We start from the raw sequence: 23984 nt of genomic DNA on the forward strand, positions 1-23984 counted from the left end.
ACCTCACCCTGAGGGGAGACGCATGAACGGCGCGCAATGGGCTGGGCTGATCGCGGCGCTGATGGTCGCCGCCAATCTGCTGTGCTTGGCCGTCGCCTTCGTGCGCCTGCGTCGCAAGCAGGCACCGTCACGCCTGCAGAAGCTCGCGCCGCCGGTGACGATCGTGCGCCCGGTCTGCGGCATCGAGACCTTCAGCCGGGAGACGCTGACCTCGGGCCTGGAACTCGACTATCCCCACTACGAGACGATCTTCTGCGTCGCCGACGGCCATGACCCGATCGTGCCATTGATCGAGGAGCTGATCGGGATCTACGGGGCCGATCGCGTCCGCCTGATCGTCGGCGATGTCGCGGTCAGCGCCAATCCCAAGCTCAACAACTGCGTCAAGGGCTGGGAGGCGGCGCGTCATGACTGGGTGATCCTCGCCGATTCCAACGTGTTGATGCCGAAGGACTATGTCCAGCGGCTGATGGCCTCCTGGCGCGAAGACACCGGCCTCGTCTGCTCGACGCCGGCCGGCTCGCGGCCGGGCTGCTTCGGCGCCGAGGTCGAGTGCGCCTTCCTCAATACCTTCCAGGCGCGCTGGCAATATGCCGGCGAGGCGCTCGGTTTCGGCTTCGCCCAGGGCAAGTCGATGCTCTGGAACAAGCCCTTTCTCGACGCCAATGGCGGCATCGCCGCGCTCGCAGCGGAAATCGCCGAGGATGCGGCGGCGACCAAGCTGGTGCGCAAGGCCGGCAAGCATGTCCATCTCGTCGGCCAGCCCTTCGAGCAGCCGCTCGGACCGCGCAATCTGCGCGATGTGGTCCAGCGCCAGTTCCGCTGGGCGCGCCTGCGCCGCGTCACCTTCCTGCCCTTCTTCGCGCCGGAGATCCTGGTCGGGCCGCTGGTGCCGGCCGTGCTCGCCGGCTTCGGCGCGCCGGGCTTCGGCTTTCCCGCCTGGCTGGGTGTGCTGGCCGTGCTCGTGCTCTGGTATGCCGGCGAGATCGTGCTCGCCAGGAGCGTCGGCTGGTTCCTGAACTGGCGGACGCCGCTCGCCTACCTGGCGCGCGATCTCGCTTTCCCCGGCATCTGGGCCTATGCCTTCGTCGCGCGCGAAGTCAGCTGGCGCGGCAATGCCATGAAGATCAAGGCCGATGGCGAGGACGAGCTCAATCAAGCCGTCCCGGCACTCTCGGCAGTCACGATGCGTAGCGACGGAAGACCATGAAGTTCACCCTCTCCTGGCTCAAAGAGCATCTCGACACCACCGAATCGCTCGACACCATCACCGAGACGCTCACGCGTGTCGGTCTTGAGGTCGAAGGCGTCGAGGACAAGGCCAAGGCGCTCTCGGCCTTCACCATCGCCTATGTCATCGAGGCCAAGCAGCATCCGAACGCCGACCGGCTGCGCGTCTGCATGGTCGACACCGGCTCGGGCGAGCCGGTCCAGGTCGTCTGCGGCGCGCCCAATGCCCGCACCGGCATGAAGAGCGTGTTCTCTCCGCCCGGCACCTATATCCCCGGCAAGGACATCACCCTCGGCAAGGGCGTGATCCGCGGCGTCGAGTCGAACGGCATGCTCTGTTCGGCCGCCGAACTGCAGATCTCCGAGGATCACGACGGCATCATCGACTTGGCCGAGGATGCGCCGGTCGGCCAGCCCTACGCGACCTATGCCGGCCTCGACGACGCCGTGATCGAGATCGCGGTGACGCCGAACCGCGCCGATGCGCTAGGGGTCGCCGGCATCGCCCGCGACCTCGCCGCCGCCGGCCTCGGCACGATCAAGACCCCGCCGGTCCAGCCGGTACGCGGCACCTTCCCGTGCCCGGTCGTGCTCAAGCTCGATTTCGCCGAGGAGGACCGCAATCTCTGCCCGGTTTTCGCGCTCCGGCTGGTGCGCGGCGTCAAGAACGGCCCGTCGCCAGAATGGCTGCAGGCGCGCCTGCGCGCCATAGGCCTGCGGCCCATCAATGCGCTCGTCGACATCACCAACTTCATGACCTTCGATCGCAACCGGCCGCTGCACGTCTTCGACGCCGCGAAGGTCAAGGGCGATCTCGTCGTCCGCCGCGCCAGGGATGGCGAGGAGGTGCTGGCGCTCGACGGGCGGACCTATGCGTTGACCTCCGACATGGTCGCGATCGCCGACGACAACGGCGTCGAATCGATTGCCGGCGTGATGGGCGGCGAGCATTCCGGCTGCGACGAGAGCACCACCGACGTGCTGATCGAGAGCGCGGTCTGGAACACGCTCAACATCGCCCGCACCGGCCGCACCCTTGGCATCAACTCCGACGCGCGGTACCGCAACGAACGCGGCATCGATCCGGACTTCACCCTTCCCGGCCTCGACATGGCCACGCAGTTGATCATGACGCTCTGCGGCGGCGAACCCTCCGAGGTCGTCTTCGCGGGAGAGCTGCCCGAGAGTCCTGGCGCCATCGATTTCCCCTGGTCCGAGGTCAAGCGCCTGACCGGGCTCGACCTGCCTGTGGTCGAGATGAAGCTGGCGCTGACCTCGCTCGGCTTCCACGTCTCCGGCGCCGGTGATCGCGTCAAGGTCGCGCCGCCGTCCTGGCGCGCCGATGTCGAGGGCAAGGCCGATCTCGTCGAGGAGATCCTGCGCATCGCCGGGCTCGATCGCGTCGCCCCGGCGCCGCTGCCGCGGATCAAGGGCGAGGTGATCAAGCCGGTGCTGACCGTGCTGCAGAAGCGTACCCGCGCGGCAAAGCGCCTGCTCGCCAGCCGCGGGCTGGTCGAGGCGGTGACCTGGTCCTTCATCTCGCATGATGCCGCCAAGCTCTTCGGCGGCGGCTCGCGCGAACTGGTGCTCGCCAATCCGATCGCAGCCGATCTCTCCGACATGCGCCCCTCGCTGCTGCCGGGGCTGATCCGCGCAGGCCAGGCCAATGCCGATCGCGGCTTCGGCGACATCGCTTTGTTCGAGGTCGGCCAGGTCTTCCAGAGTGACGAGCCGGAAGGCCAGCTCATTGCCGCCGCCGGCCTGCGCCGCGGCACCGCGAAACTGGAGGGGGCTGGCCGTCATTGGGACGGCGCTGCGAAGACCGTCGACGCCTTCGACGCCAAGGCCGATGTGCTCGGCCTGCTCTCCGGGCTCGGCATTGCCGTCGGTGGCCTGCAGGTCGTCGCCGGTGGTCCGGCCTGGGCCCATCCCGGCCGTTCGGCGACGCTGCAATTCGGGCCCAAGGGCGTAATCGGCGCTTTCGGCGAGGTGCATCCGCGCGTGCTCAAGGCGCTCGACGTCAAGGGCCCGCTGGTCGCCTTCGAGATCCATCTCGATGCGCTGCCCCTGCCCAAATACAAGCCGACCAAGGTCAAGCCGAAGCTGGCGCTTTCCGACTTCCAGCCGGTGACGCGCGATTTCGCCTTCATCGTCGACAAGGCGGTGGCGGCTGGCGAGATGGCAAGGAGCGCCCAGAATGCCGACCGGGCGTTGGTTGCCGAGGTGAACGTCTTCGACATCTACGAGGGCACGGGCGTCGAGCCGGGCAAGAAGTCGGTGGCGCTGGCGGTGACGCTGCAGCCGACGCAGAAGACGCTGACCGACGCCGAGATCGAGGCCGTGGCGGCCAAGATCGTCGCCGAGATGGCCAAGCGTTACGGCGCGGTGTTGCGCGGGTAAGAATTTGCGTCATGGTCGGCCTTGAGCCGACCATCTCTTGCCGGAAAGGCCGCCAGCCGGCGCCCTCTCGTCACGAGTTTCTCGGGTCTGCGCTGCGCTACGCCCGAGAATGACGTCCGGGAGTCGCCCGCCTCGCTCTGCGTTATTGACCAGAATTATGAAATAATCGGCGCACGAAATCGTCTGAAAATCCGGGTATCGGCTCTGATTGTTGCAATCTGTGAGGCCTGATGTCGCTGGTCGAGCTCCCTGTCGCGGACGATCTGTTTCCCGGCTTCCGGTTGTTCGACGTCACGACGTCAGGTGCGCGCATCCGCGTTCGCACCGGCGGGGAGGGGCCGCCGCTGCTCCTGCTCCACGGCTATCCGCAGACGCACATCATGTGGCGGCGTATCGCTCCGCAACTGGCGCAGCGCTTCACTTTGGTCTGCCCGGATCTGCGCGGCTACGGCGATTCGGAGAAGCCGCCGAGCGCGGCCGATCATGCGCCTTATTCCAAGCGCGCCATGGCGCAGGACATGGCCGAAGTCATGACCGCGCTCGGCCATGACCGATTTTTCCTCGGCTCGCATGATCGCGGGGCCCGCGTTGCCCACCGCCTGGCGCTCGACCATGGCGAGCGGGTGCTGAAGCTCGCGACCCTGGACATCGCCCCGACGCGCGAAATGTATCGCGACACCACCGACGCCTTCGCCCGCGCGTATTGGCACTGGTTCTTCCTGATCCAGCCGGCGCCGATGCCCGAACGCATGATCGGCGCCGATCCGAAGTTCTACTGGACCAGCCGGCGCGCCTCCGACATGAAGCTGTTCGAGCCGGCGGCGCTCGCCGAATATCTGCGCTGCTTCCGCGATCCTGCGATGATCCATGCCAGCTGCGAGGACTATCGCGCCGCGGCGACGGTCGATATCGCCCATGACGATGCCGATGGCGGCAGGAAGGTCGCTTGCCCGCTGCTGGCGCTGTGGGGCGATCGCGGCGCGGTCGGAAAGTGCTTCGACGTGCTCGCCCTCTGGCGCGAGCGCGCGGAAAACGTCCAAGGCCGGGCCCTGCCGGGCGGGCATTATCTGGCGGAGGAGATCCCCGATCTCGTCGTCGCCGAATTCTCGGCCTTCTTCGGAGAGAACACATGAGCCGCACCAATCGCGTCTACCGCATCGCCGCCATCGCCGGCGACGGCATCGGCAAGGAGGTCATGCCCGAGGGCCTGCGCGTGCTCGAGGCGGCCGCAAAGCAGTACGGCTTCGAGTTGCGTTTCGACCAGTTCGACTTCTCCTCCTGCGACTACTACGCCAAGCACGGCAAGATGCTGCCGGACGACTGGAAGGAGCAGATCGGCGGCCACGACGCCATCTTCTTCGGCGCAGTCGGCATGCCCGCCCAGGTGCCGGACCACATCTCGCTCTGGGGCTCGCTGCTGCTGTTCCGCCGTGAGTTCGACCAGTACGTAAACCTGCGCCCGGTTCGTCTGATGCCGGGCGTGCCCGGGCCGCTGGTCGGCCGCAAGCCGGGCGACATCGACTTCTTCGTCGTGCGTGAGAACACCGAGGGCGAGTACTCCTCGGTCGGCGGGCGCATGTACGCCGGCACGGAGCGCGAGATCGTCATCCAGGAGACGGTGATGAGCCGCGTCGGCGTCGACCGCGTGCTCAAATACGCCTTCGAGCTGGCCCAGCGCCGGCCGCGCAAGAAGCTGACCTCGGCGACCAAGTCGAACGGCATCTCGATCACCATGCCGTATTGGGACGAGCGGGTGAAGGAGATGGCGAAGAACTATCCCGATGTCGCGGTCGACCAGTACCATATCGACATCCTGACCGCGCATTTCGTGCTCAATCCCGACCGCTTCGACGTGGTCGTCGCCTCGAACCTGTTCGGCGACATCCTCTCCGATCTCGGTCCGGCCTGCACAGGCACGATCGGCATCGCACCGTCCGGGAACATCAACCCGACCGGCGAATTCCCGTCCCTGTTCGAGCCCGTGCACGGCTCGGCGCCGGATATTGCGGGGCAGGGCATCGCCAATCCCGTCGGCCAGATCTGGTCGGGGGCAATGATGCTCGACCATCTCGGCGAGCACGAGGCGGCCAAGGGTATCGAGGCGGCGATCGAGCGCGCGCTTGGCGATGCCCGCACCCGCACCCGCGATCTCGGCGGCAGCCTCGATACAGAGGCTGCCGGCAAGGCGATCGAGCAGGCGCTGGCTTGACGACGACGCCGGCGCTGACCACAAGCAGTGGTCGGCGCCGAAAAAGACGTAAGACTTAAGGGGGGGACCAAGGTGCCTGATCTGACGTTTTCGCTGCTCGACGCCGCTCTCTGGGGCAAGCTCTTCGAGATCATCGCGCTCAACATCGTGCTGTCGGGTGACAATGCGGTGGTGATCGCGCTCGCCTGCCGGGCTTTGGCACCCGAGCAGCGCGCCAAGGGCATCGCGCTCGGCGCCGGCGTCGCCGTGCTGCTGCGCGTCGTCTTCACGGTGCTGATCGCCTCCCTCCTCAACATGCCGTTCCTGCACATCATCGGTGCGCTGCTGCTCGTCTGGATCGCGGTCAAGCTGATCATCGAGGATGGCGAGAGCGACGAGAACGCTGTCGCCGCCAGCAGCAAGCTCTGGAAGGCGGTGCAGACCGTCGCCATCGCCGACATCGTCATGAGCCTCGACAACGTGCTCGCCATCGCCGCCGTCGCCAAGGATTCGATCCCGCTTCTCGTCGGCGGCCTGATCATCTCGATCCCGCTGATCGTGCTTGGCGCCTCGCTGATCACCTCGCTGCTGACCCGTTTCCCGATCCTGGTTTGGGCCGGCGCCGGCCTGCTCGGCTGGGTCGCGGGTGAGATGTTCGAGACCGATCCCTGGCTGATCGGCAAGCTCGGCGAGACGCTGGCACACCAGCTCGAATATCCCGCCGCGATCCTGGGTGCCGTCCTGGTGCTCGGCCTTGGCTATTTCCTCAAGCAACGCCGGCCAGATCCGGCCCTTTAAGACAGGGACTGACCGACCTATGGATTTCTCATCTTCAGCCTTCTGGACATCATTGCTCCAGATCATCTGGATCGACCTTCTGCTCTCGGGCGACAATGCGGTCGTCATCGCCCTCGCGGTGCGCTCGCTGCCGGAGAAGCAGCGGAAGGTCGGCATCCTGCTCGGCGCCGGCGCTGCTGTCGGCCTGCGCATCCTCTTCGCGGTGGTCGTCACCTACCTGCTCGCCGTCCCCTTCCTGAAGGTCGTCGGCGCTCTCCTGCTGTTCTGGATCGCGATCAAGCTCGCCAAGGGCGAGGAAGAGGCGCATGGCGACATCCAGGCCTCCGACAACCTGTGGAAGGCGGTGCGCACCATCGCCATCGCCGATGCGGTGATGAGCCTCGACAACGTCCTCGCCATCGCAGCCGCGGCGCGTGGTCATTTCGAGCTCTTCATCTTCGGCCTGCTGCTGACGATCCCGCTGATCGTCTACGGCGCCCGCCTGCTCTCGACGGTTCTCGAGCGCTTCCCGATCCTGATCTGGCTCGGCGCGGCGCTGCTCGGCTGGATCGCCGGCGAGATGCTGCTTGGTGACCTGGCGGTGCTGCAGTGGCTGCAGGCGAACATGCCGAACTGGGTCGTGAGCGTGCCGGTCTCCGACACCAACCCGATCGGTCTCCTGCCCGCCAAGGTGCCGTTCTATACGGCGGCCACTCTCGGCGCGCTGATCGTCGTCGTCGCCGGCTATGTCCTGAAGAAGAAGCCGGTCGACCAGCCCGGCTGAACAATCAGGCTCGATCGAGAATGATGAACGCGGCGGCCATGCTTTCATGGCCGCCGTTTTTCGTGAGGCGGATGACCCCGGCGGCTCGGCGGCCAGTCTCGTCATCGTTCACGGTGAAGCGCTCGGCGCCGTCGAGTTGCACCGAAAAGCTCTCGGGCTCCCGCGCGAAGCCGGTGCCGAGCGCCTTCACATAGGCTTCCTTCGCGCTCCAGAGCTGGGCGAAAGCCAGCGGCCTGGCAGAGGCGGGCAGGCTCTCCAGCCAGAGCTGCTCGTCCGGATGCAGCATGGCGAACGGCGGCTCGCTCGCGAGTGCGACCCGCTCGACATCGATGCCGACCGAGTGATGCGCCAAGGCTATCGCGACAAGGCCCGCGCGCGTTGCGAGCGACAGGTGCAGGCCTGAGGCGCGCGGGCGCAGGATCAGCGGGCGTCCTGCGGGCTCATGCCCGATCTCGACAGCAGCTTCCGCTAGACCGAACTGGCGGGCCAGCAGCGTGCGGGCGAGGGAGCGTCGCAACTCCGAGCGCTCGGGCAGATTCGCAGGTTGCGCCTGCGTCGCGATCAGCCAGGCTGCGGGCAGGGCAGGGGCGGTCTGATCGATGGAGGAGAGCCAGAGCATATCGCGGTTCTAGAGCAGCATGCTCGCGTGAAAAAGGAGAGGGTCGGCCCGCCCTGCGCGGCGCTCATGGAGGCCCGGAGCTTGCAAGATGTTGACGTGAGCCAATGAAACCGGTTCGAGGACGCATGCCTTCCTCCGACGACAATTCCGACCCGCCGGCCGCGGCCCAGCTCACCCTCGCGGGCATGCGGCTCGGCCTGCGCCGCGTCTCGGTGCTGATGCCGGGCGTCGTCGTCTTCGCCGTCGCTTTCGGCGCTGCCGCCTCGGCCAAGGGCCTCACCCTGTTCGAGGCGGTGTTGATGAGCGCGCTGGTCTATGCCGGCGTCTCCCAGCTCGTGGCGATGGAGCTCTGGCGGCCGGAATGGACCTGGGGGGCGATCGTCGCGCTGGCCTTCGTGACGGCGACGGTCAACGCCCGCACCATCCTGCAGGCCGCGTCGCTGCAGCCCTGGTTCTCGCGCTATCCCTGGTTCGTGACCGCCTTCCAGCTCTCCTTCTTCACCGATGCCAACTGGCTGGTCGGCACGCGCTACCATGGCGAGGGCGGCCGCGATCTCGGTGTCGTCCTTGGCGCCGGCCTTGCGCTCTGGGTCCTCTGGGTCGCCATGACCGTCCCGGGCTACCTGCTCGGCACCCTCGTCGCCGACCCCCGCAGATACGGCATCGACATGGTCATGCCGATCTTCTTCGCGGCGATGATCGTGCCGCTCTGGCGCGGCAAGCGCGCAATGCTGCCCTGGATCATCGCCGGCGTCGTCGCGCTGGTCACCGCGCGGCTGGTCGACGGCTATGCCTTCATCATCGTCGGCGCGCTCTCCGGCGCCGTGGCGGGAGCCTTGCTCGATGACCCCTCCTGAACCGGGAAGCTGGGGTCCCTATCTCGCCATCCTCGGCATGGCGCTGGCGACCTATCTCTGCCGCATCTCCGGCGTCGTGCTGATGAGCTTCATCCCGCTGACGCCGCGGGTGCGGCGCGGGCTTGCCGCCCTGCCGGGCTCGATCGTGGTCGCGACCGTGCTGCCGCTGATCGAGCGCCTCGGCCTCGCCGCCGGGCTCGCTTTGCTGGCCGCGATCGCCAGCATGGTGATCAGGCGCAGCGAACTGCTGGCGCTCGTGACCGGCATGGTGGTGGTCTCGCTGATGCGGTCCGCGGGCTTTTGAGCCTCGGCCTCGATCGCGCAGGGCTGTGAACGAAGCTGCGCCTGCCGCCGCGATCCATCACCGGCTACGATCGCATCCATCACAGCAATCGTTCGTCGGCATGCGGCGGGCATGTTGACGTCGCCCTGCCTGCGGCAGACGGTGCCGGCCAGAAGCACTGGCGATTGGAGCGCATGATGGCCTGGTATTCGCAGACATGGACCTGGTTCGACGGTGAGTGGCGCGAGGGCAATCCCGGCATCATGGGGCCGCGCACCCACGCCGCCTGGCAGGCCTCCTGCGTCTTCGACGGCGCCCGCCATTTCGACGGCGTCTCGCCCGATCTCGACCGGCATGCGGCCCGCGTGAACCGCTCCGCCCTGGCGCTCGGCCTGAAGCCGACCGTCTCGGCCGAGGAGATCGTCGCCAAGACCGCCGAAGGCGTGAAGAAGTTCGCAGGGGGCACCGCGCTCTACATCAAGCCGATGTACTGGGCCGAGGCCGACGGTCCGTCCACCATCATCGGCGACCCCGAGTCGACCCAGTTCGCGCTCTGCCTGTTCGAGGCTGCGATGGGCGATCCCGGCAAGGGTTTTTCGGTGACCAAGGGCGCCTTCCGCCGCCCGACCCTGGAGAACGCCCCGACCGACGCCAAGGCCGGCTGCCTCTATCCCAACAATGCCCGCGTGCTGCGCGAGGCCAAGGCCAGGGGCTTCGACAACGCGCTGGTGCTCGACATGCTCGGCAATGTCGCCGAGACCGGCACCTCCAACATCTTCCTCGCCAAGGACGGCGTGGTGAAGACGCCAGCCCCGAACGGTACCTTCCTCAACGGCATCACCCGCCAGCGTACCATCGCCCTGTTGCGCCAGGCCGGCGTCACCGTCGAGGAGACGACGCTGCGCTATGAGGATTTCGAGCAGGCCGACGAGATCTTCTCCTCCGGCAACTATTCGAAGGTGATGCCGATCTACAAGATCGACGATCGCGAGCTGCAACCTGGCCCGATGTTCCGCAAGGCACGGGAACTCTACATGGAGTTCGCCCACAGCAAGGGCGCCTGAGGCCTGATGGCCCGGCTGAACGCGGGCGTAGGATCGATCGCCGGCTGAACCACGCGGTCTTTCCGGGGCAGGCCGAAGGCCTGAGCCCGGAACCCATGCACACCGCCCTACCGTCATTGCAAGGAGCGCAAGCGACGAAGCAATCCAGGGGGACGTAGAGCCCTGCCGCTTCTGGATTGCTTCGCTACGCTCGCAATGACGGAGGAAGCTTCTGAGCCGCAATCGTAATCGGTTCCGGGCCTTTCGCTGAGCGAAATCCCGGAATGACGGCGGCTGCTAGCGCAGAAGCCGCCAGAGCCCAGCCGATCTCAATCCCCCAAGCGCCACGACGCCATAGATCCCTGCCGCGACGAGGCTGAGGATGGCGAGTGCGATCAGGCGTGGCTCGACAGGGAACCCGATGAGCAGCCCGTAGAGCGGTTCGGCCAGCAGCCGGGCGACCAGCGCGGCAAGGCCGGCAGCGACGCCGACGATGACGATCAGCAGCGGCAAGGCGCGATCGGGGTTGGTCCAGCCGCGCTTCAGCGCCAGGCCGTAGAGCGCGCCGAGATTGATCCAGGCGCCGACGGCAGTGGCGAAGGCGAGGCCGGGCGCGCCATGGCTGCGCCAGAGCAGCAGCTTCAGCCCGACATTGGCGGCGATGGCCGCGAGCGAGACCAGCATCGGCGTCGTCGTATCGCCGCGCGCCTGGAAGCTCGAGACCTGGGCGCGGATCAGCACGATCGCCGGCAGGCCGATCGCATAGGCGAACAGAACGGCGCCGGCAGCCTGCGTCGCCGCATCGTCGAAGCGGCCGCGCTCGAACAGTGCCGCGACGATCAATTCGGGAATGGCGAGGAAGGCGGCGGCGAAGGGCGCGGCAGCGACCAGGGTCAACGCGATCGCGCGGTTCTGCGCCGCTTCGGCCTTGGCTTCGTTGCCGTTGGCGATGGCGCGGCTCATCGTCGGCAGCAGCACCGTGCCGACACCGATCGCGATCACGCCGAGAGGCAGCTGGTAGAGGCGTTCGGCATAGTACAGCGCCGAATAGGCGCCCGCCGGCAGCAGCGAGGCGATGATCGTGTCGGCGAATAGGGCGATCTGCACGCCGGCCGAGCCGATCACCGCCGGTCCGAAGGCCTTGAGGAAGCCCCTGACCTCGCCGTCGAGGCGCGGCCGGGTCAGCGCCGCCGACACGCCCGCCTGCCGCGCCGCGATCCATAGCAGCAGCCATTCGAGCACGCCGGCGACGGCGACGCCCCAGGCGGCGGCATGGGCCGCGCTCGGGAACAGGAAGGCGACGAAGAGCGCCCCGATCAGGCAGACATTCAACAGGATCGGGGCGGCGGCCGCCGCGGCAAAGCGATCGACGGCGTTCAGATTGGCCGAGAGCAGCGTCACCAGCGTGACGAAGAGCAGATAGGGGAAGGTGATCCGCGTCAGCGTCACCGCGAGGTCGAAGCGGGCGGGATCGCCAGCGAAGCCGGGCGCCAGCAGCCGGACCAGCTCCGGCATGAACGGGATGGCGAGCCCCGCCAGGACGAGCTGGACGAGGAGGTTGAGCGAGAAGACGCGGTTCGAGAACTGTGCTGCGGCGGCTTCGCCCGATTGCTCGCGGATGCGGCTATAGGCCGGGATATAGGCCTGGTTGAAGGCGCCTTCGCCGAAGATGGCGCGGAAATGGTTCGGCAGGCGCAAGGCCACCGAGAAGGCGTCCATCAGCCCGCTCACGCCGAGCGTTGCCGCCAGCACGGTGTCGCGGAGGAAGCCGGACAGCCGCGAGAGCAGCGTGAAGCCGCTGACGGAGAGGATCTTTCTCAGCATCGCGCCACTCGGGCCCGCCACGGTCGGCGCTCCCCTTTGCAGGTAGCCGCATAGCTGCGTCGCGGGAGATGGTCCAGCACTGGGCTTGCTATGGCGCCTACCCGATCCCGGGCGGCAGCTCATCGCCGCGCGGTTGCGTGTTGTCCTGCCTGTCGAATCCGACCCGCTCGCCGACCAGATAGAGCGGCCGGCGCTTCACCTCGGCGAAGATGCGGCCGACATATTCGCCGATCATCCCGAGCGAGATCAGCTGGATCCCGGAGAAGAACATGATCGAGACGATCAGCGAGGGAAAGCCCGGCAGGTCGGTGCCGAAGAGCAGCGTCCGGACCATGAAATACAGGCCCGTCAGGGTCGCTACGATAGCGATCAGCACGCCGAGCCAGGTCGCAATCTTGAGCGGCACGGTCGAGAACGAGGAGATTCCATCGAAGGCGAAGCTGAACAGCTTGCGGAAGCGGAACTTGCTCTCGCCATGGGCGCGGTCGGCGACCGCGAAGGGCACGCCGGTCGCCCGGAAGCCGACCCAGGCATAGAGACCCTTCGAGAACCGCGCCCGCTCGGGCAGGGCCCGCAGCGCCTCGACCACGCGCCGGTCGAGCAGGCGGAAATCGCCGGCGCCCTCCGGCAGCTCGGTCTCGCCGAAGCTGGCGAAGAGCTTGTAGAACGCCTTGGCGAAATTGCGCTTCAGCGCGCTCTCGCCTTCGCGGTCGGTGCGTTGGCCGTAGACATTGAGGAAACCCTCGCGCCATTTCGCCAGGAAGGCGGGGATCACCTCCGGCGGATGCTGCAGATCGGCATCCATGATCACCACGGCGTCGCCATTGGCATGGTCGAGCCCGGCGGCGATTGCGACTTCCTTGCCAAAATTGCGGCTGAACGAGATGGCTTGGATCCGGCTGTCCTGCGCGTTGAGGGCCCGTAGCGCCGCCAGCGTGCCGTCGCGGCTGCCGTCGTCGACGCAGACGATCTCCCAGGAAGCGACATGGGCGTCGAGGATCGGCTCGAGCCGCGCGATCAGCGGCGCGAGATTGTCGGCCTCGTTGTAGACCGGCACCACGATCGAGAGCTCCGGCCGTGGAGCGAGGGCCGGCATCGTGGCGGAGGCGGAGCTGGGCGCAATCGCGGACAAGGCTTTCGGGACCTTCGTTGCTCGGCTAGAGCCGGATCCAACCAGATTGAGTCAATCTGATTGGTGAATCCGTCTCTCATTTCTAGTTTAGAGACCGTTTTACCGATCAGCTTGCGATGCCAGCTGATCGGGACGGGCTCTAGGGCTGTGGAACCAACCGCAGGCTCAATATACCAGCGCTGATGAATAGGGGGTAACAGCCGGCATGACCCGCAGCTTCGTGCTCTGCGCCGATGATTTCGCCATGACCGAGGGTGTCAGCCGCTCGATCCTGGAGCTGCTCGCCGCCGGCAGGCTCTCGGCCACGGGGGCGATGACCAACCGGCCGCACTGGCCGCGCCTTGCCGGCGAGCTTGCGGCCTTTTCCGGCCGAGCCGATCTCGGCCTTCACCTTAATCTCACCTGCGCCGCCCCGCTCTCGCCGATGCCGACCGTCGCGCCATCAGGCACCCTGCCGAGGCTCGGCGGGCTCGCGCCGCTGGCGCTGCGCTCCGGCGCGGCGCGTGCCGAGATTGCGGCCGAGATCGCCCGCCAGCTCGACGCCTTCGAGCAGCATCTCGGCCGGGCGCCCGATTTTGTCGACGGCCACCAGCACGTCCATGTCCTGCCCGGCGTCCGCCATCAGGTGCTCGACGCGCTGGCGGCGCGCTATCCCGCCGGCTCGGTCTATCTGCGCGATCCCTCCGATTCGATCGCGGCGATCCGGGCCCGCGGCATCGCGGTCGGCAAGGCGCTGACCGTCGCCGGGCTCGCCATGGGGCTGCGCCGGGCCGCGGCCCGACGTGGCATCCCGACCAATCGCGGCTTCTCCGGTTTCTCGCCTTTCGATCCCGAGCGCGATTTCGCTGACGATCTCGAGGCCTTCCTCATCCGGCCGGGGCCGGCGCATCTGGTGATGTGCCATCCAGGCCATGTCGACGACGAACTCGTCGCGCTCGATCCTGTCGTCGCGACGCGCCCGCTCGAACATGCGGCGCTGATGGCGTTCGCCCCGCCGGGCCTGCGGATAGGCCGTTTCGCGGACATTGCCTGACCTGAGGTCTTGTCGCTGCGCGCGCGGGATGCGTCGACTGCAATCGAAAATTTACCCCGTCCGTTCACCTTGCGGAGTGACGGTCCCGGCAGCCTGGGAATGTCGGTGTCTGGAGTCCGTGGGAAGATGAGCGTGATGGCCTGGTTTCAGTCGCGGGCTCCGCGATCGCATGTGGCCGCGCCGCAGCTCGGCCAGGTCGAGAGGGTGACGCGCTCGCTCAGCAGCCGTATCGCCGGGGCTGCGGTCGCCATCGTCGCCATCGCGATTGCTTTCGTCGTCATTGCCGCCGCCCGCTACAACGAGACCAAGACGCGCGGCGATCTCGAGCAGAAAATGGCGGCGCTGACAGCGATGATCGCCCATGCCGCGCCGCCGATGATCCTGGCGCGCGACACCATCACCCTGACCTACATCCTGGAATCGCTGAAGCGCGATCCCGATTTCGATGCGGGTTTCGTCGCTGACGATTTGGTCGCGCTCGCTTCGGCCGGGCGCAATGACGAGGCGCGGCTATCGTTCACCCCGAACGGGCTCGGCCGGCAGCTCGGCCGGGAAGCCTGGAATCTCCTCGGCGAGCAGGACACGCTGCGGCTTGAGGACAAGACCTATGTGACGCAGCTGCTCTCGGTGAAGGTTGGCAGCTTCAAGAAGCAGATCGGCTATGTCGCGCTGCGCTTCGACAAGACCCGGCTCGTCGCCCGCGCGGCCTGGGAGCAGTTCCTGACGATCGGGATCGGCATCGCCCTGCTCGTCGTGCTCGGGCCGCTGCTCTGGATCTCGCTGTCGCGGACCATGCGGCCGCTGAAGAGCATGACCCGCGCGATCGTCGGCATCTCCGACGGCAAGCTCGACACGCCGATCGACGCGGTTGGCCGCCAGGACGAGATCGGGGCGATCGCCAGGGCGCTCGGCGTGCTCAAGCTGCGCCTCGCCGAGCGGGCGAGCCTGCAGCAGCAGCAACTGACGACCGAGGCGGACCGCCATCGCCACCAGAAGCATGTCGAGGAGGCTATCGCCCTGTTCCGCGGCGAGGTCGGCGTCGCGCTCGAGGCCTTCAAGAGCAATGCCGACCGGATGGGCGAGGCTTCGGACGGCCTGGCGCGGGTCGCGGCGGAGTCGTCCGAACGCGCCGCTCGCGCCGCCCAGAATTCGCAAGGCGCGTCGGCCAATGTCGAGAACGCCGCCCAGGCGGCCGAGGAAATGGGCGCGGCGATCCGCGAGGTCGAGTTTCAGGTCCGCCGCGTCCGCACCGAGATCGTCGAGGCGGCCTCGGCCTCCCGCGACACGGCCGGCTCGGTCCAGGCGCTGGACGAGACGGCGCGGGCGATAGGCGAAGTCGTCAACCTCATCCGCGACATCGCCGCGCAGACCAACCTCCTGGCGCTCAACGCGACGATCGAGGCGGCGCGCGCCGGCGAGGCAGGTCGCGGCTTCGCGGTGGTCGCGGCCGAGGTGAAGAGCCTGGCCTCCCAGACCGCCGACGCCACCGATCGAATCGTCAGCCAGGTCGGGGCGATCCAGGGCGCGACCACGGAGGTCGTCGACGCGATCCAGAATATCGCTACCCGTATGGGCGCGATCGAGAGCTTCGCCAACTCGGTCGCGACCTCGATCGAGCAGCAGGCGATCGCCACCGGCGAGATCGCCAGCGGCGTCGCGATGGCGAGCTCCTCGGCCCTCTCCGTGTCGAGTGATCTCAGCGTGTTGGCCGACAGCGTCGAGGAGACCGGCCGGTCTGCCGAGCAGGTCCGCCAGGCGGCCGGTGAGGTCTCGGCCCAGGCGATGCGGCTCGATTCGACAGTAGACCAGTTCCTCAAGCGCGTCGCGGCTTGAGCTTTGACCAAACGAAACGGGGCCCCGCAGGGCCCCGTCCGTCGTCATTGATCGACAGTGACGATCAGGCCTTGGCGCCGTCATAGAGCTCGGCGACGTAGTCCCAGTTCACCAGGCTCTCCAGGAAAGCCTTGAGATAGTCCGGACGGCGATTGCGGTAGTCGATGTAGTAGGAGTGCTCCCAGACGTCGACGCCGAGGATCGGCGTGCCGCCATGGACCAGCGGGCTCTCGCCGTTCGGGGTCTTGCTGACGGCGAGCTTGCCGCCCTTGACCTCGAGCCAGGCCCAGCCGGAGCCGAACTGGCCGACGCCGGCGGCGACGAAGTCTTCCTTGAACTTGTCGACCGAGCCGAAGGAATCGGTGATCGCCTTCTCCAGCGCGCCCGGCAGCTTGCCGCCGCCATTGGGCTTCATCCACTTCCAGAAATGGAGGTGGTTGTAGTGCTGGCCGGCGTTGTTGAACACGGCGGGGTTCTTGCCATAGGAGCCCTTGACGATCTCCTCGAGAGACTTGCCCTCGAATTCGGTGCCCTTGATCGCGTTGTTGCCGTTGTTGACATAGGCGAGGTGATGCTTGTCGTGGTGGTACTCCAGCGTCTCCTTCGACATAAAGGGCTGGAGGGCGTCATGCGCATAGGGAAGATCGGGCAGGGTAAAGGACATGGGGCCTCTCCTTGGGCTGTCGAAATCGCGACGTGAGAATGGCTGCAATGACGCAACGCTTGGGCAATGATTGCCCGGCGGAACACCCGCCATTCGCCTGTTAGTTAAGCCCCTCGGCCGGCAGCGGCAACCGCCGTGGCCCGAGAAATCCGGCACGGCCAGCCAGCGTTCCGTTGGGAGGGCCGGCGCAGGCCGTTTGGTTGGCAATACCGGATGGTATCGATAGGTTAACCGCCGAGGCGGCAAGCTGTCGCAGCTCGTCTCGCCCCAAAGGAGCAAGCGTTGGTCAGGCTTTTCGTGGTTCTCGGGTTCGCGCTGCTGGCGGGCGGTGCCTATGCCATAGTCGATGGCTGGCCATATCGCGTCCTGGAGAGTGGCTTCACTGAGGTCATCCTCGGAGGACTGTCGGTGGTCGCCGGCTTGATCCTGCTCGCGCTCGCGGCGGTTCTCGCCGAGGTCCGCCGTCTCAAGGGGCTGGTCAGCGGCGCCATGGCGGCGGTGGCACTGTCCGAGCCGCGTGTCTCCGAGCCGCATCTCGCCGAGCGTCCGGTGCCGGCCACCGCGCCTTCGCCTGCGGAGCCCGTGCTCGAGAAGGCGCCGGCGCCCGATGCCGGTTCTGTCGGCATCGCGACCACGCTGGCGGCCGGAGCCGGTGCTGCTGCAGTGATCGGTGCGCTGACCAGCCTCGGCAAGGCTGAGGATAACCCCGACGAGAAGAAAGCAATCGAGGCGGCGGACGCCGCCGACAGGGCAGAGGGCGACGAAGGAGCCCGTTCCGCTCGTGCCGAGCCGCTCTCGACCGTCCTCGCCGAACCACCCCAGTCGCCCGCCGCCACGGCCGGCGACATCGATGACTGGCTTTTGCCGCCGGTCGCGCCGGTGTTCGATCTCGCTCCCGCGGATGTTCGCCCGGACGAGCGGGACGGAAACGGTGAGGCGGACGAGAAGGCCGAGGACCCGCAGGACAAGCGCAAGCCCCTGGACACCGTCGATATCGACGAGGCCTCGCACCCGACTGACGAGAAGGTCGATGACACCGCCGAACCGGATGCTGCGGTGGATGAGCCAGAAGCCGGGCAGGGCGAGGACGAGCGCGACGATGCCCACAAGCCGCAGACCGCGCCTGCGGCGAGCTCTGAGGACCAGCTGTGGTGGCCGCGCATCGATCACTCCGCGCGGTCGGAATCGTCTTCATCGGTCGACGACGAATTCAACGCGCTGCGCGATCAGCTCGCCGGGGTCGTCAATGCGCCGGAGGTCGCGCCGCCGCGGCGCGACCGTGATGACAGCGATGCTGCCGAGAGCTGGATAGCGCCGCGGCCCTGGCCGCCGGTGACGCAGCCGCGCGATCCCGGTGCCCTGGGCGAAGTCGAGGCCGAGGTCGCCGAGAAGGCGCCGTCTGAGGAGGCGAAGGGCGAGCCCGCTCCCGTGGTGGATGAACCTTCGCAGCCCGACCCGGAGCCGGAGTTGGCTGCCGAGTCAGCGCTTGCGACGGTAGACGAGTCGTCTGTCGACACAGCCGAGCCATCAGCGGCAGAAGCCAAGCCGGACGGAGCTCAGCCGGACGAAGAGCCGGCGGCGTCAAACGAGGGCGTGATCGGCGCCTATCAGGTCGGCGAGACGCAGTTCACCATGTTCGCCGACGGCTCGATCCATGCCCGCACGCCGGATGGCGACTATGTCTTCGCCTCGATGGACGAGTTGAAGACCTATCTCGCCAGCGAGAAGTCGCGGCTCGAACCGGGTGTATCATCCGCCTGAATCCGCATCAGATTGCCGTTCGTCCTTAATCGGACGGCGATCACCTTCGTCGAAGCATCGGATTCCTACGCTAAGGTGCTCAGCGGGACGTCGCAGCACCCGGCTGCGCCGTGAGGCCGGCTTCGTCGCTGTCACCGTGTGTCGGGCCGTTCTGGGCGGCCGATGCGTCCGGAGGTGTCACGGTGGCGGGGCCGCGGGCTCGCACATTGGCCAGGCTGCCCTTGAGCGCGGCTTCCAGCAGCGCCTTCATGTCACCGTCCGGACCACCGAAATATCTGCGGGTGACGGGGTTGGCCGTCAATTGCATGCCCCAGATTCCGCGACTCTGCTGGTCGATAATCACGACCAGCTTGTTGTCGCCGCAGTTGTGCGGCTGGCACAGCTCGGCAACTGTCCAGCTTTTCCCCGACGCATCCCGCATGACGACCGGAGCCGATCCCACGCCGCCCAGACCGGGAATCCATTGGTCCCATTTCTTGAAGCTGGCCCCCTTGATCGCTTGCGTCCATTTCGCCTTGATCCAGGGTTCCTTCATCAGATCGGATGGATGCTCCTGGGAAAAGGCCGCCGCCGGAAAAAGGCATGTCAGCAGGATCGCTATGAATCGAAGCATGGAGCGGGCCTGAGCTGGGCTGAAGTCTTCGCAGATGATGCATGCGCCCGGCACCATGTCCAGACGATGCTCGGCATGGAACTTCCGGGCGGGAACTGCGCTCAGCTCGATCCAGCGGCATCCCAGCCCCCGCCGGCCGCCGTGATGGCGAAGGCATAGGCGAGGGCGGTCTCCTTCATCGAATCGAAGCGTCCGGCCGCCCCGGCATGGCCGGCGTCCATATTGGTGTGCAGCATGATCGGGCCGCCGCCGGTCATGGTCGCGCGCAGGCGCGCCACCCATTTCGCCGGCTCCCAATAGGTCACGCGCGGATCGGCCAGGCCGCCCGTCGCCAGGATCGGCGGATAGGCCTGCGCCTTGACGTTGTCATAGGGCGAATAGCCCAGGATCGTCCGGAAGGCGGCGACGTCCCGGATCGGGTCGCCCCATTCCGGCCATTCCATCGGGGTCAGCGGCAGGCTCTCGTCGAGGATGGTGTTGAGCACGTCGACGAACGGCACCTCGGCGATGATGCCGGCGAACAGCTCCGGTGCGAGATTGGCGACCGCGCCCATCAGCATGCCACCGGCGCTGCCACCCTCGGCGACGATGCGGCCCCGGCTGGTGAAGCCCTCGGCTGCGAGCATTTCGCCAGCGGCGATGAAATCGGTGAAGCTGTTGGGCTTGTTCTGGCGCTTGCCGTCGAGATACCAGCCCCAGCCCTTGTCGGTGCCGCCGCGGATATGCGCGATGGCGTAGACGAAGCCGCGATCGACCAGGCTGAGCGGACGCGTCCGGAACGAGGCCGACATCGCCGCGCCATAGGAGCCATAGCCATAGAGCAGGCAGGGCGCCGAGCCGTCGAGCTTGAGATCGCGCCGATGCAGCAGCGAGACCGGCACCCTGGCGCCGTCCTTTGCCGTCGCGAAGATGCGGCGCACGACGTAAGCCTCGGCATCGTGGCCGGAGGGCACCTCCTGGCGCTTCACCAGCGTGCGCTCGCCGGTCGCGAGGTCGTAGTCATAGGTCTCTGCTGGCCGCGCCATCGATGCGTAGATGAAGCGCAAGCGGTCGGTTTCGAACTCGTAGCCGGCGTCGACGCCGAGCCCATAAGCCTCCTCGTCGAAGGCGATGCTGCTTTCCGTCCCGCTCTCGAGGTCACGGATGACGATGCGCGGCAGCCCCTCCTCGCGCTCCAGGCGGATCAGCCGGCCAGCGAGGCAGATGTGGCTGAGGATGAGCCGGCCGCGCTTGTGCGGCACGAGATCGACCCAGTTGGACGGCGAAGGATCGCTGAGCGGCGCACGCACGATCTTGAAGTCTTCGGCGCCGTCGGCATTTGTCAGGATCAGCAACTCGTCGCCGTGATGCTCGACGCTATACTGGCGGCCCGCCAGTCGCGGCGCGACCAGCCTGGGCTTGCCCGCCTTGTCGGCGAGGTCGACCAGGCTCACCTCCGAGGTCTCGTGGTCGCTGCTGGAGATGAGCAGGAGCCGGCGCGACTGGGTCTGGTCGATATCGGCGAACAGGCCGGGATCGGTCTCCTCATAGAGCAGTTCGTCCTCGCTCTGACGCGTGCCGAGCCGATGGCGCAGCACACGCGTCGGGCGGTGGTCGTCATCGAGCGCGACATAGGTGAAGGCGCTGGAATCGGCTGCCCAGATCATTTCGCCTGAGGTATCGGCGATCGCGTCCGGCAGGTCCTGGCCGGTGGCGAGATCACGAACCCGGATCAGGAACAGCTCCGAACCGGCTTCATCGGCGCTCCAGGCCAGCAGGCGATGGTCGGGGCTGTGCTCGGCGTCGCCGAGATCGAAGAACTCCTTGCCCTCGGCCAGCGCGTCAGCGTCGAGCATGACCTGTTCGCGGCCGGGCTTGCCGCCTTCGTTCGCCTGTGGCTTGCGGCAGATCAGCGGATGCTCGCCGCCACGCCGATAGCGGCTGTAATAGAGGAATGGTCCGTCCGGCTGGGGCGGCTCGCTGTCGTCCTCCTTGATGCGCCCGCGCATTTCCTTGATCAAGTCGCGCTGGAGTGCCTTGGTCGGCGCCATCAATGTATCGCACCAGGCGTTTTCCATCTCGATATGCTTTCGGATCTCGGCTGGCAGCGTATCGGGATCGCGCAGCACATCGCGCCAGTTGTCGGCGCGCAACCAGGCATAATCGTCGTTCAAGGTAACGCCGTGGACGACGCGGCTTTGCGGACGGACCGCGGCAATCGGCGGCGAGGCGACCTTGCTTCGGCTAGTCATACTTGGTTCCCAGGCTCGGTTTGATCATTTCCAAGGAGGCGATCGATATAGCGATCGTCCTATCTTTGCCGATGACGACAGGTAGAGGTCGGGGTAGACACTGACAAGGACAACTTTTTGGCGCAAATGCTGCAGCGCAAAGCGTCATGGTTACGATCTAAGCTCGCAAAATAAGCAATAATATGTCTCGATGAATGTATTCGAATCCTTGTCCAGCCACTTGCGATATTGAAGCGTATGGCTTAGACGAGTGCCGGCTGGTCCGTTTTGCATGATTCTATTCCGGCGGAAATTCGACCGTTCGTCGGCGGCGATCAGGGAGGGCGCTCGCGCCTGGAAACAGAGCTGGGCGCAGTCACCGCTATGACCGGTCAATATAACAATGGAGCAACGCCATCATGGCTGACCAAGACGGTTCCGATTTCATCGAGCTTACGGCAGATATCGTTTCCGCCTACGTGTCGAACAATTCTGTCCCGGCATCGGACTTGCCGTCGCTGATCAGCGACGTTCACGCCGCCCTCAATCGTGTTGTCGGCGGTGCCGCCCCGATTGTTCCGGTCGAGGCACCGAAGCCTGCCATTGCGGTGAAGAAGTCGATCACGGCCGACTATCTGATCTGCCTGGAGGACGGAAAGAAGTTCAAGTCGCTCAAGCGTCATCTGCGCACGCAGTACAACATGTCGCCCGAGCAGTATCGCGAGAAGTGGGGCTTGCCGCCCGATTATCCGATGGTCGCGCCGAACTATGCCGAGGCGCGCTCGCAGCTTGCCAAGAAGATGGGTCTGGGCCAGCAGCGCCGCAAGCGTCGCTGAGTCACAGCAGACCAAGCTGCATCACCGCCTATGCAGTGAAGCCGCCGGATTGCCGGCGGCTTTTTCTTTTGGGGCCACCTCTCTTCGCCGATGGCTTCGTGGCGCTGTGCGCCAGGTGCCTTCCACCCAAACATGTCAGGAGCCTGTCGGGATGGGCGACTTCAGGCTTGCAGTGAGGAAGTGTAGGAATATATACCTGTAAGCGTCGCGGTTGAATTCGGGGAGGCAATGCCCGTAATGGAACATATCATGAACATGATGATTGCCAAGCGGTCAGACGTGATGCGGTGGAGGGCGCCGGCGAGCTTGGTCGAAGCCGCGGTTTGCGGCGCGATGGGCCTGCCTGCCGGGGTCCTTCGAACCGGGCGCGGCCAGCGCCGGGTCGCTTTCGCCCGCCAGCTCGCGATGTATCTGACCCATGTCGGCTTCGGCCTGACGTTGACGCAGGTCGGCGCCTGCTTCGAGCGCGACCGTACCACCGTGCGCCATGCCTGCGCCCTGGTGGAGGACCGGCGTGATCAGCCGGCCTTCGACCTCGCCGTATCAGCGCTCGAGACAGGGCTGGCGCATTTCGCCTTCGGCCTGCAGCTGGGTTTCGCCTCGGAGGCTGCATGATGAACGCTGACGATCGCGACCAGTCGCCATCCCGCCTGCTGCGACATCTGAGCGAGCCGGGCGCCTATGGCGTCGAATCCCCGCTCGGCTGTGGCCGGATCGCGCTCTATCGCCGGGGTGCCGGTGGAGCCACGCTAGGGGCCGGCTATGTCGAGGCCGCCGAGGCGCAGGCCCTGGTCGCGGCCGGCTTCGCCGGCTGGATCACGGAGGCGGGCAAGCGCCGGTTGCGCCTTGCCGGCACGGAGCCCGGCAGGCCGCGTGCGACCGCGACGGTGATGGTGGACGGGCAAGCGCAGCAGGTCGTGCTGGACGAGCGCGAGAGCCCGCTGCTCTGGCTCCATCGCCGTCCCGGCAAGGACGGGCAGCCGCAGATATCCGCCGTCGAGTTCGCCGCCGGCGAGCGCTTTCGTGCCGATCTGACCCTGGCGCAGATGCTGCCGCGGGTGACGGTCAACTGGGATGCGGGCCTTGCCGCCGGCACCCATGCCGCGGTGCGCAGGCCGGCGGAAGCCTCCGATTCCAGCCTGGCGGCGCGCCAGCGCGTGCGCTTTGCCTGCAAGCGCCTCGGCCCTGAAATGTCGGGCCTGGCGATCGATGTCTGCGGTTTCCTCAAGGGGCTCGACCAGGTCGAGCGCGAGCGCAAATGGCCGGCGCGCTCTGCCAAGGTCGTGCTCCGGCTGGCGCTGTCGGCGCTGGTCGAGCACTACGGGCTCGGCGCAAAGCAGGAACGACCGGTGGGCTATGCCTGGCGCGCGTCCGATGCGCGCCCCACGATCCAGGCTCCGCTGGAACCTCGCGATTAGGCGAGCGCCGCGCGGGCGTCGTTCTTGATCCGCTCCATCATCGCGCGCACGCCGTTCGAGCGCTGCGGCGTCAAATGGGCAGCAAGGCCGAGGCGCTCATAGATCGCGAAGGCGTCCGTCGCCAGGATCTCCTGCGCCGTGTGGCCGGAATGGATGGCGATGGCGAGCGCCACCAGCCCGCGCACGATATGCGCGTCGCTGTCGCCGCGGAACGAGAGGCGCGTCGCCGCGCCGGGACCGCCCTCGCTCTTGGTCTCGAGCCAGACTTGGCTGGCGCAGCCACGCACCTTATTGGCGTCGTTGTGTGCCTCTTCAGGCAGTGGCGCCAGCGTCCGCCCTAGCTCGATCAGGTAGCGATAGCGATCGTCCCACTCGTCAAGCAGCTCGAAATTGGCGACGATCTCGTCGAGGCTCTCGCTCATGAATTCCGCTGTCTGCCTCCGGCTCATCCCGCCGGCCCTGGGCGGGGATGGCGAAGC

The 23984-nt window shown here is 66.8% G+C and carries 22 protein-coding genes; 15 read left to right on the forward strand and 7 right to left on the reverse strand.

Features of this window, described 5'->3' with window-relative positions:
* Nucleotides 1-22 precede the first annotated feature (22 nt).
* The 6 genes from V7S63_RS14875 to V7S63_RS14900 all read left to right on the forward strand — a co-directional run bounded on the left by V7S63_RS14875 (nt 23) and on the right by V7S63_RS14900 (nt 7379).
* Nucleotides 23-1210, forward strand: coding sequence for a glycosyltransferase (locus tag V7S63_RS14875; protein ID WP_336530777.1), 1188 nt, complete (start codon nt 23-25; stop codon nt 1208-1210).
* Nucleotides 1207-3630 (forward strand): phenylalanine--tRNA ligase subunit beta, encoded by a 2424-nt coding sequence (gene pheT / locus V7S63_RS14880; RefSeq protein WP_336530778.1) that lies wholly within the window; start codon nt 1207-1209, stop codon nt 3628-3630. The genes V7S63_RS14875 and pheT overlap by 4 nt, the downstream gene beginning before the upstream one ends.
* A gap of 230 nt (nt 3631-3860) precedes the next feature.
* A complete protein-coding gene (locus V7S63_RS14885; RefSeq protein ID WP_336530779.1) occupies nt 3861-4763 on the forward strand; it encodes an alpha/beta fold hydrolase in 903 nt (300 codons plus the stop codon).
* Entirely contained in the window at nt 4760-5839 is a 1080-nt protein-coding gene (locus V7S63_RS14890; RefSeq protein ID WP_336530780.1) for a tartrate dehydrogenase, read from the forward strand. Before V7S63_RS14885 ends, V7S63_RS14890 begins: the two co-directional genes overlap by 4 nt.
* A gap of 72 nt (nt 5840-5911) precedes the next feature.
* A complete protein-coding gene (locus V7S63_RS14895; RefSeq protein WP_244543745.1) occupies nt 5912-6616 on the forward strand; it encodes a TerC family protein in 705 nt (234 codons plus the stop codon).
* A gap of 19 nt (nt 6617-6635) precedes the next feature.
* A complete protein-coding gene (locus V7S63_RS14900) occupies nt 6636-7379 on the forward strand; it encodes a TerC family protein (RefSeq protein WP_091831676.1) in 744 nt (247 codons plus the stop codon).
* Between the two features lie 4 nt (nt 7380-7383).
* Here V7S63_RS14900 and V7S63_RS14905 read toward each other — a convergent pair whose 3' ends face one another.
* Nucleotides 7384-7998, reverse strand: coding sequence for a 4'-phosphopantetheinyl transferase family protein (locus V7S63_RS14905; protein ID WP_336530781.1), 615 nt, complete (start codon nt 7996-7998; stop codon nt 7384-7386).
* Nucleotides 7999-8123: 125 nt separating this feature from the next.
* Here V7S63_RS14905 and V7S63_RS14910 point away from each other — a divergent pair, with 125 nt between their 5' ends.
* From V7S63_RS14910 to V7S63_RS14920, 3 genes are all read left to right on the forward strand, one after another.
* Nucleotides 8124-8855 carry an AzlC family ABC transporter permease gene (locus tag V7S63_RS14910; RefSeq protein ID WP_336530782.1) on the forward strand — a complete coding sequence of 244 codons (732 nt, stop codon included), beginning with the start codon at nt 8124-8126 and terminating at the stop codon, nt 8853-8855.
* Nucleotides 8842-9159 carry an AzlD family protein gene (locus tag V7S63_RS14915; RefSeq protein WP_336530783.1) on the forward strand — a complete coding sequence of 106 codons (318 nt, stop codon included), beginning with the start codon at nt 8842-8844 and terminating at the stop codon, nt 9157-9159. The genes V7S63_RS14910 and V7S63_RS14915 overlap by 14 nt, the downstream gene beginning before the upstream one ends.
* 176 nt (nt 9160-9335) lie before the next feature.
* A complete protein-coding gene (locus V7S63_RS14920) occupies nt 9336-10202 on the forward strand; it encodes a branched-chain amino acid aminotransferase (RefSeq protein WP_336530784.1) in 867 nt (288 codons plus the stop codon).
* A 276-nt stretch (nt 10203-10478) separates the two neighbouring features.
* On the opposite strand, the gene murJ is transcribed toward V7S63_RS14920, so the two are convergent.
* A complete protein-coding gene (gene murJ / locus V7S63_RS14925) occupies nt 10479-12005 on the reverse strand; it encodes a murein biosynthesis integral membrane protein MurJ (protein WP_336530785.1) in 1527 nt (508 codons plus the stop codon).
* A 97-nt stretch (nt 12006-12102) separates the two neighbouring features.
* Nucleotides 12103-13101: a glycosyltransferase family 2 protein gene (locus tag V7S63_RS14930; protein ID WP_336530786.1), complete on the reverse strand. Its 999-nt coding sequence runs from the start codon at nt 13099-13101 to the stop codon at nt 12103-12105.
* Between the two features lie 241 nt (nt 13102-13342).
* On the opposite strand from V7S63_RS14930, the gene V7S63_RS14935 reads away from it, so the two are divergent.
* Both V7S63_RS14935 and V7S63_RS14940 read left to right on the forward strand, forming a co-directional pair.
* A complete protein-coding gene (locus V7S63_RS14935; RefSeq protein ID WP_336530787.1) occupies nt 13343-14170 on the forward strand; it encodes a ChbG/HpnK family deacetylase in 828 nt (275 codons plus the stop codon).
* Nucleotides 14171-14305: 135 nt separating this feature from the next.
* Entirely contained in the window at nt 14306-16003 is a 1698-nt protein-coding gene (locus V7S63_RS14940; protein ID WP_336530954.1) for a methyl-accepting chemotaxis protein, read from the forward strand.
* A 64-nt stretch (nt 16004-16067) separates the two neighbouring features.
* Here V7S63_RS14940 and V7S63_RS14945 read toward each other — a convergent pair whose 3' ends face one another.
* A complete protein-coding gene (locus V7S63_RS14945; RefSeq protein ID WP_091831660.1) occupies nt 16068-16667 on the reverse strand; it encodes a superoxide dismutase in 600 nt (199 codons plus the stop codon).
* Between the two features lie 282 nt (nt 16668-16949).
* Between V7S63_RS14945 and V7S63_RS14950 the strand changes: the two genes are divergently transcribed.
* On the forward strand, nt 16950-18428 hold the full coding sequence (locus V7S63_RS14950; protein WP_336530788.1) for a hypothetical protein: 1479 nt from the start codon (nt 16950-16952) through the stop codon (nt 18426-18428).
* A gap of 79 nt (nt 18429-18507) precedes the next feature.
* Here V7S63_RS14950 and V7S63_RS14955 read toward each other — a convergent pair whose 3' ends face one another.
* Complete coding sequence (locus V7S63_RS14955) at nt 18508-19098, reverse strand: Ivy family c-type lysozyme inhibitor (protein ID WP_336530789.1); 591 nt, start codon at nt 19096-19098, stop codon at nt 18508-18510.
* Between the two features lie 44 nt (nt 19099-19142).
* Nucleotides 19143-21272 (reverse strand): S9 family peptidase, encoded by a 2130-nt coding sequence (locus tag V7S63_RS14960; protein ID WP_336530790.1) that lies wholly within the window; start codon nt 21270-21272, stop codon nt 19143-19145.
* Between the two features lie 398 nt (nt 21273-21670).
* On the opposite strand from V7S63_RS14960, the gene V7S63_RS14965 reads away from it, so the two are divergent.
* From V7S63_RS14965 to V7S63_RS14975, 3 genes are all read left to right on the forward strand, one after another.
* Nucleotides 21671-22087, forward strand: a complete 417-nt coding sequence (locus V7S63_RS14965) for a Ros/MucR family transcriptional regulator (RefSeq protein WP_091831652.1) — start codon at nt 21671-21673, stop codon at nt 22085-22087.
* Nucleotides 22088-22336: 249 nt separating this feature from the next.
* On the forward strand, nt 22337-22702 hold the full coding sequence (locus V7S63_RS14970; RefSeq protein ID WP_336530791.1) for a helix-turn-helix domain-containing protein: 366 nt from the start codon (nt 22337-22339) through the stop codon (nt 22700-22702).
* The gene (locus tag V7S63_RS14975) at nt 22702-23505 is read left to right on the forward strand and encodes a DUF6456 domain-containing protein (protein ID WP_336530792.1); all 804 of its coding nucleotides are present in this window, start codon (nt 22702-22704) and stop codon (nt 23503-23505) included. The genes V7S63_RS14970 and V7S63_RS14975 overlap by 1 nt, the downstream gene beginning before the upstream one ends.
* Here V7S63_RS14975 and V7S63_RS14980 read toward each other — a convergent pair.
* Entirely contained in the window at nt 23502-23927 is a 426-nt protein-coding gene (locus V7S63_RS14980) for a SufE family protein (protein WP_091832406.1), read from the reverse strand. The two genes, V7S63_RS14975 and V7S63_RS14980, sit on opposite strands and share 4 nt — an antisense overlap.
* Nucleotides 23928-23984 lie beyond the last annotated feature (57 nt).

It is taken from the genome of Allobosea sp. CCNWLY174, from assembly GCF_037120455.1.
Lineage (GTDB): Bacteria > Pseudomonadota > Alphaproteobacteria > Rhizobiales > Beijerinckiaceae > Allobosea > Allobosea lupini.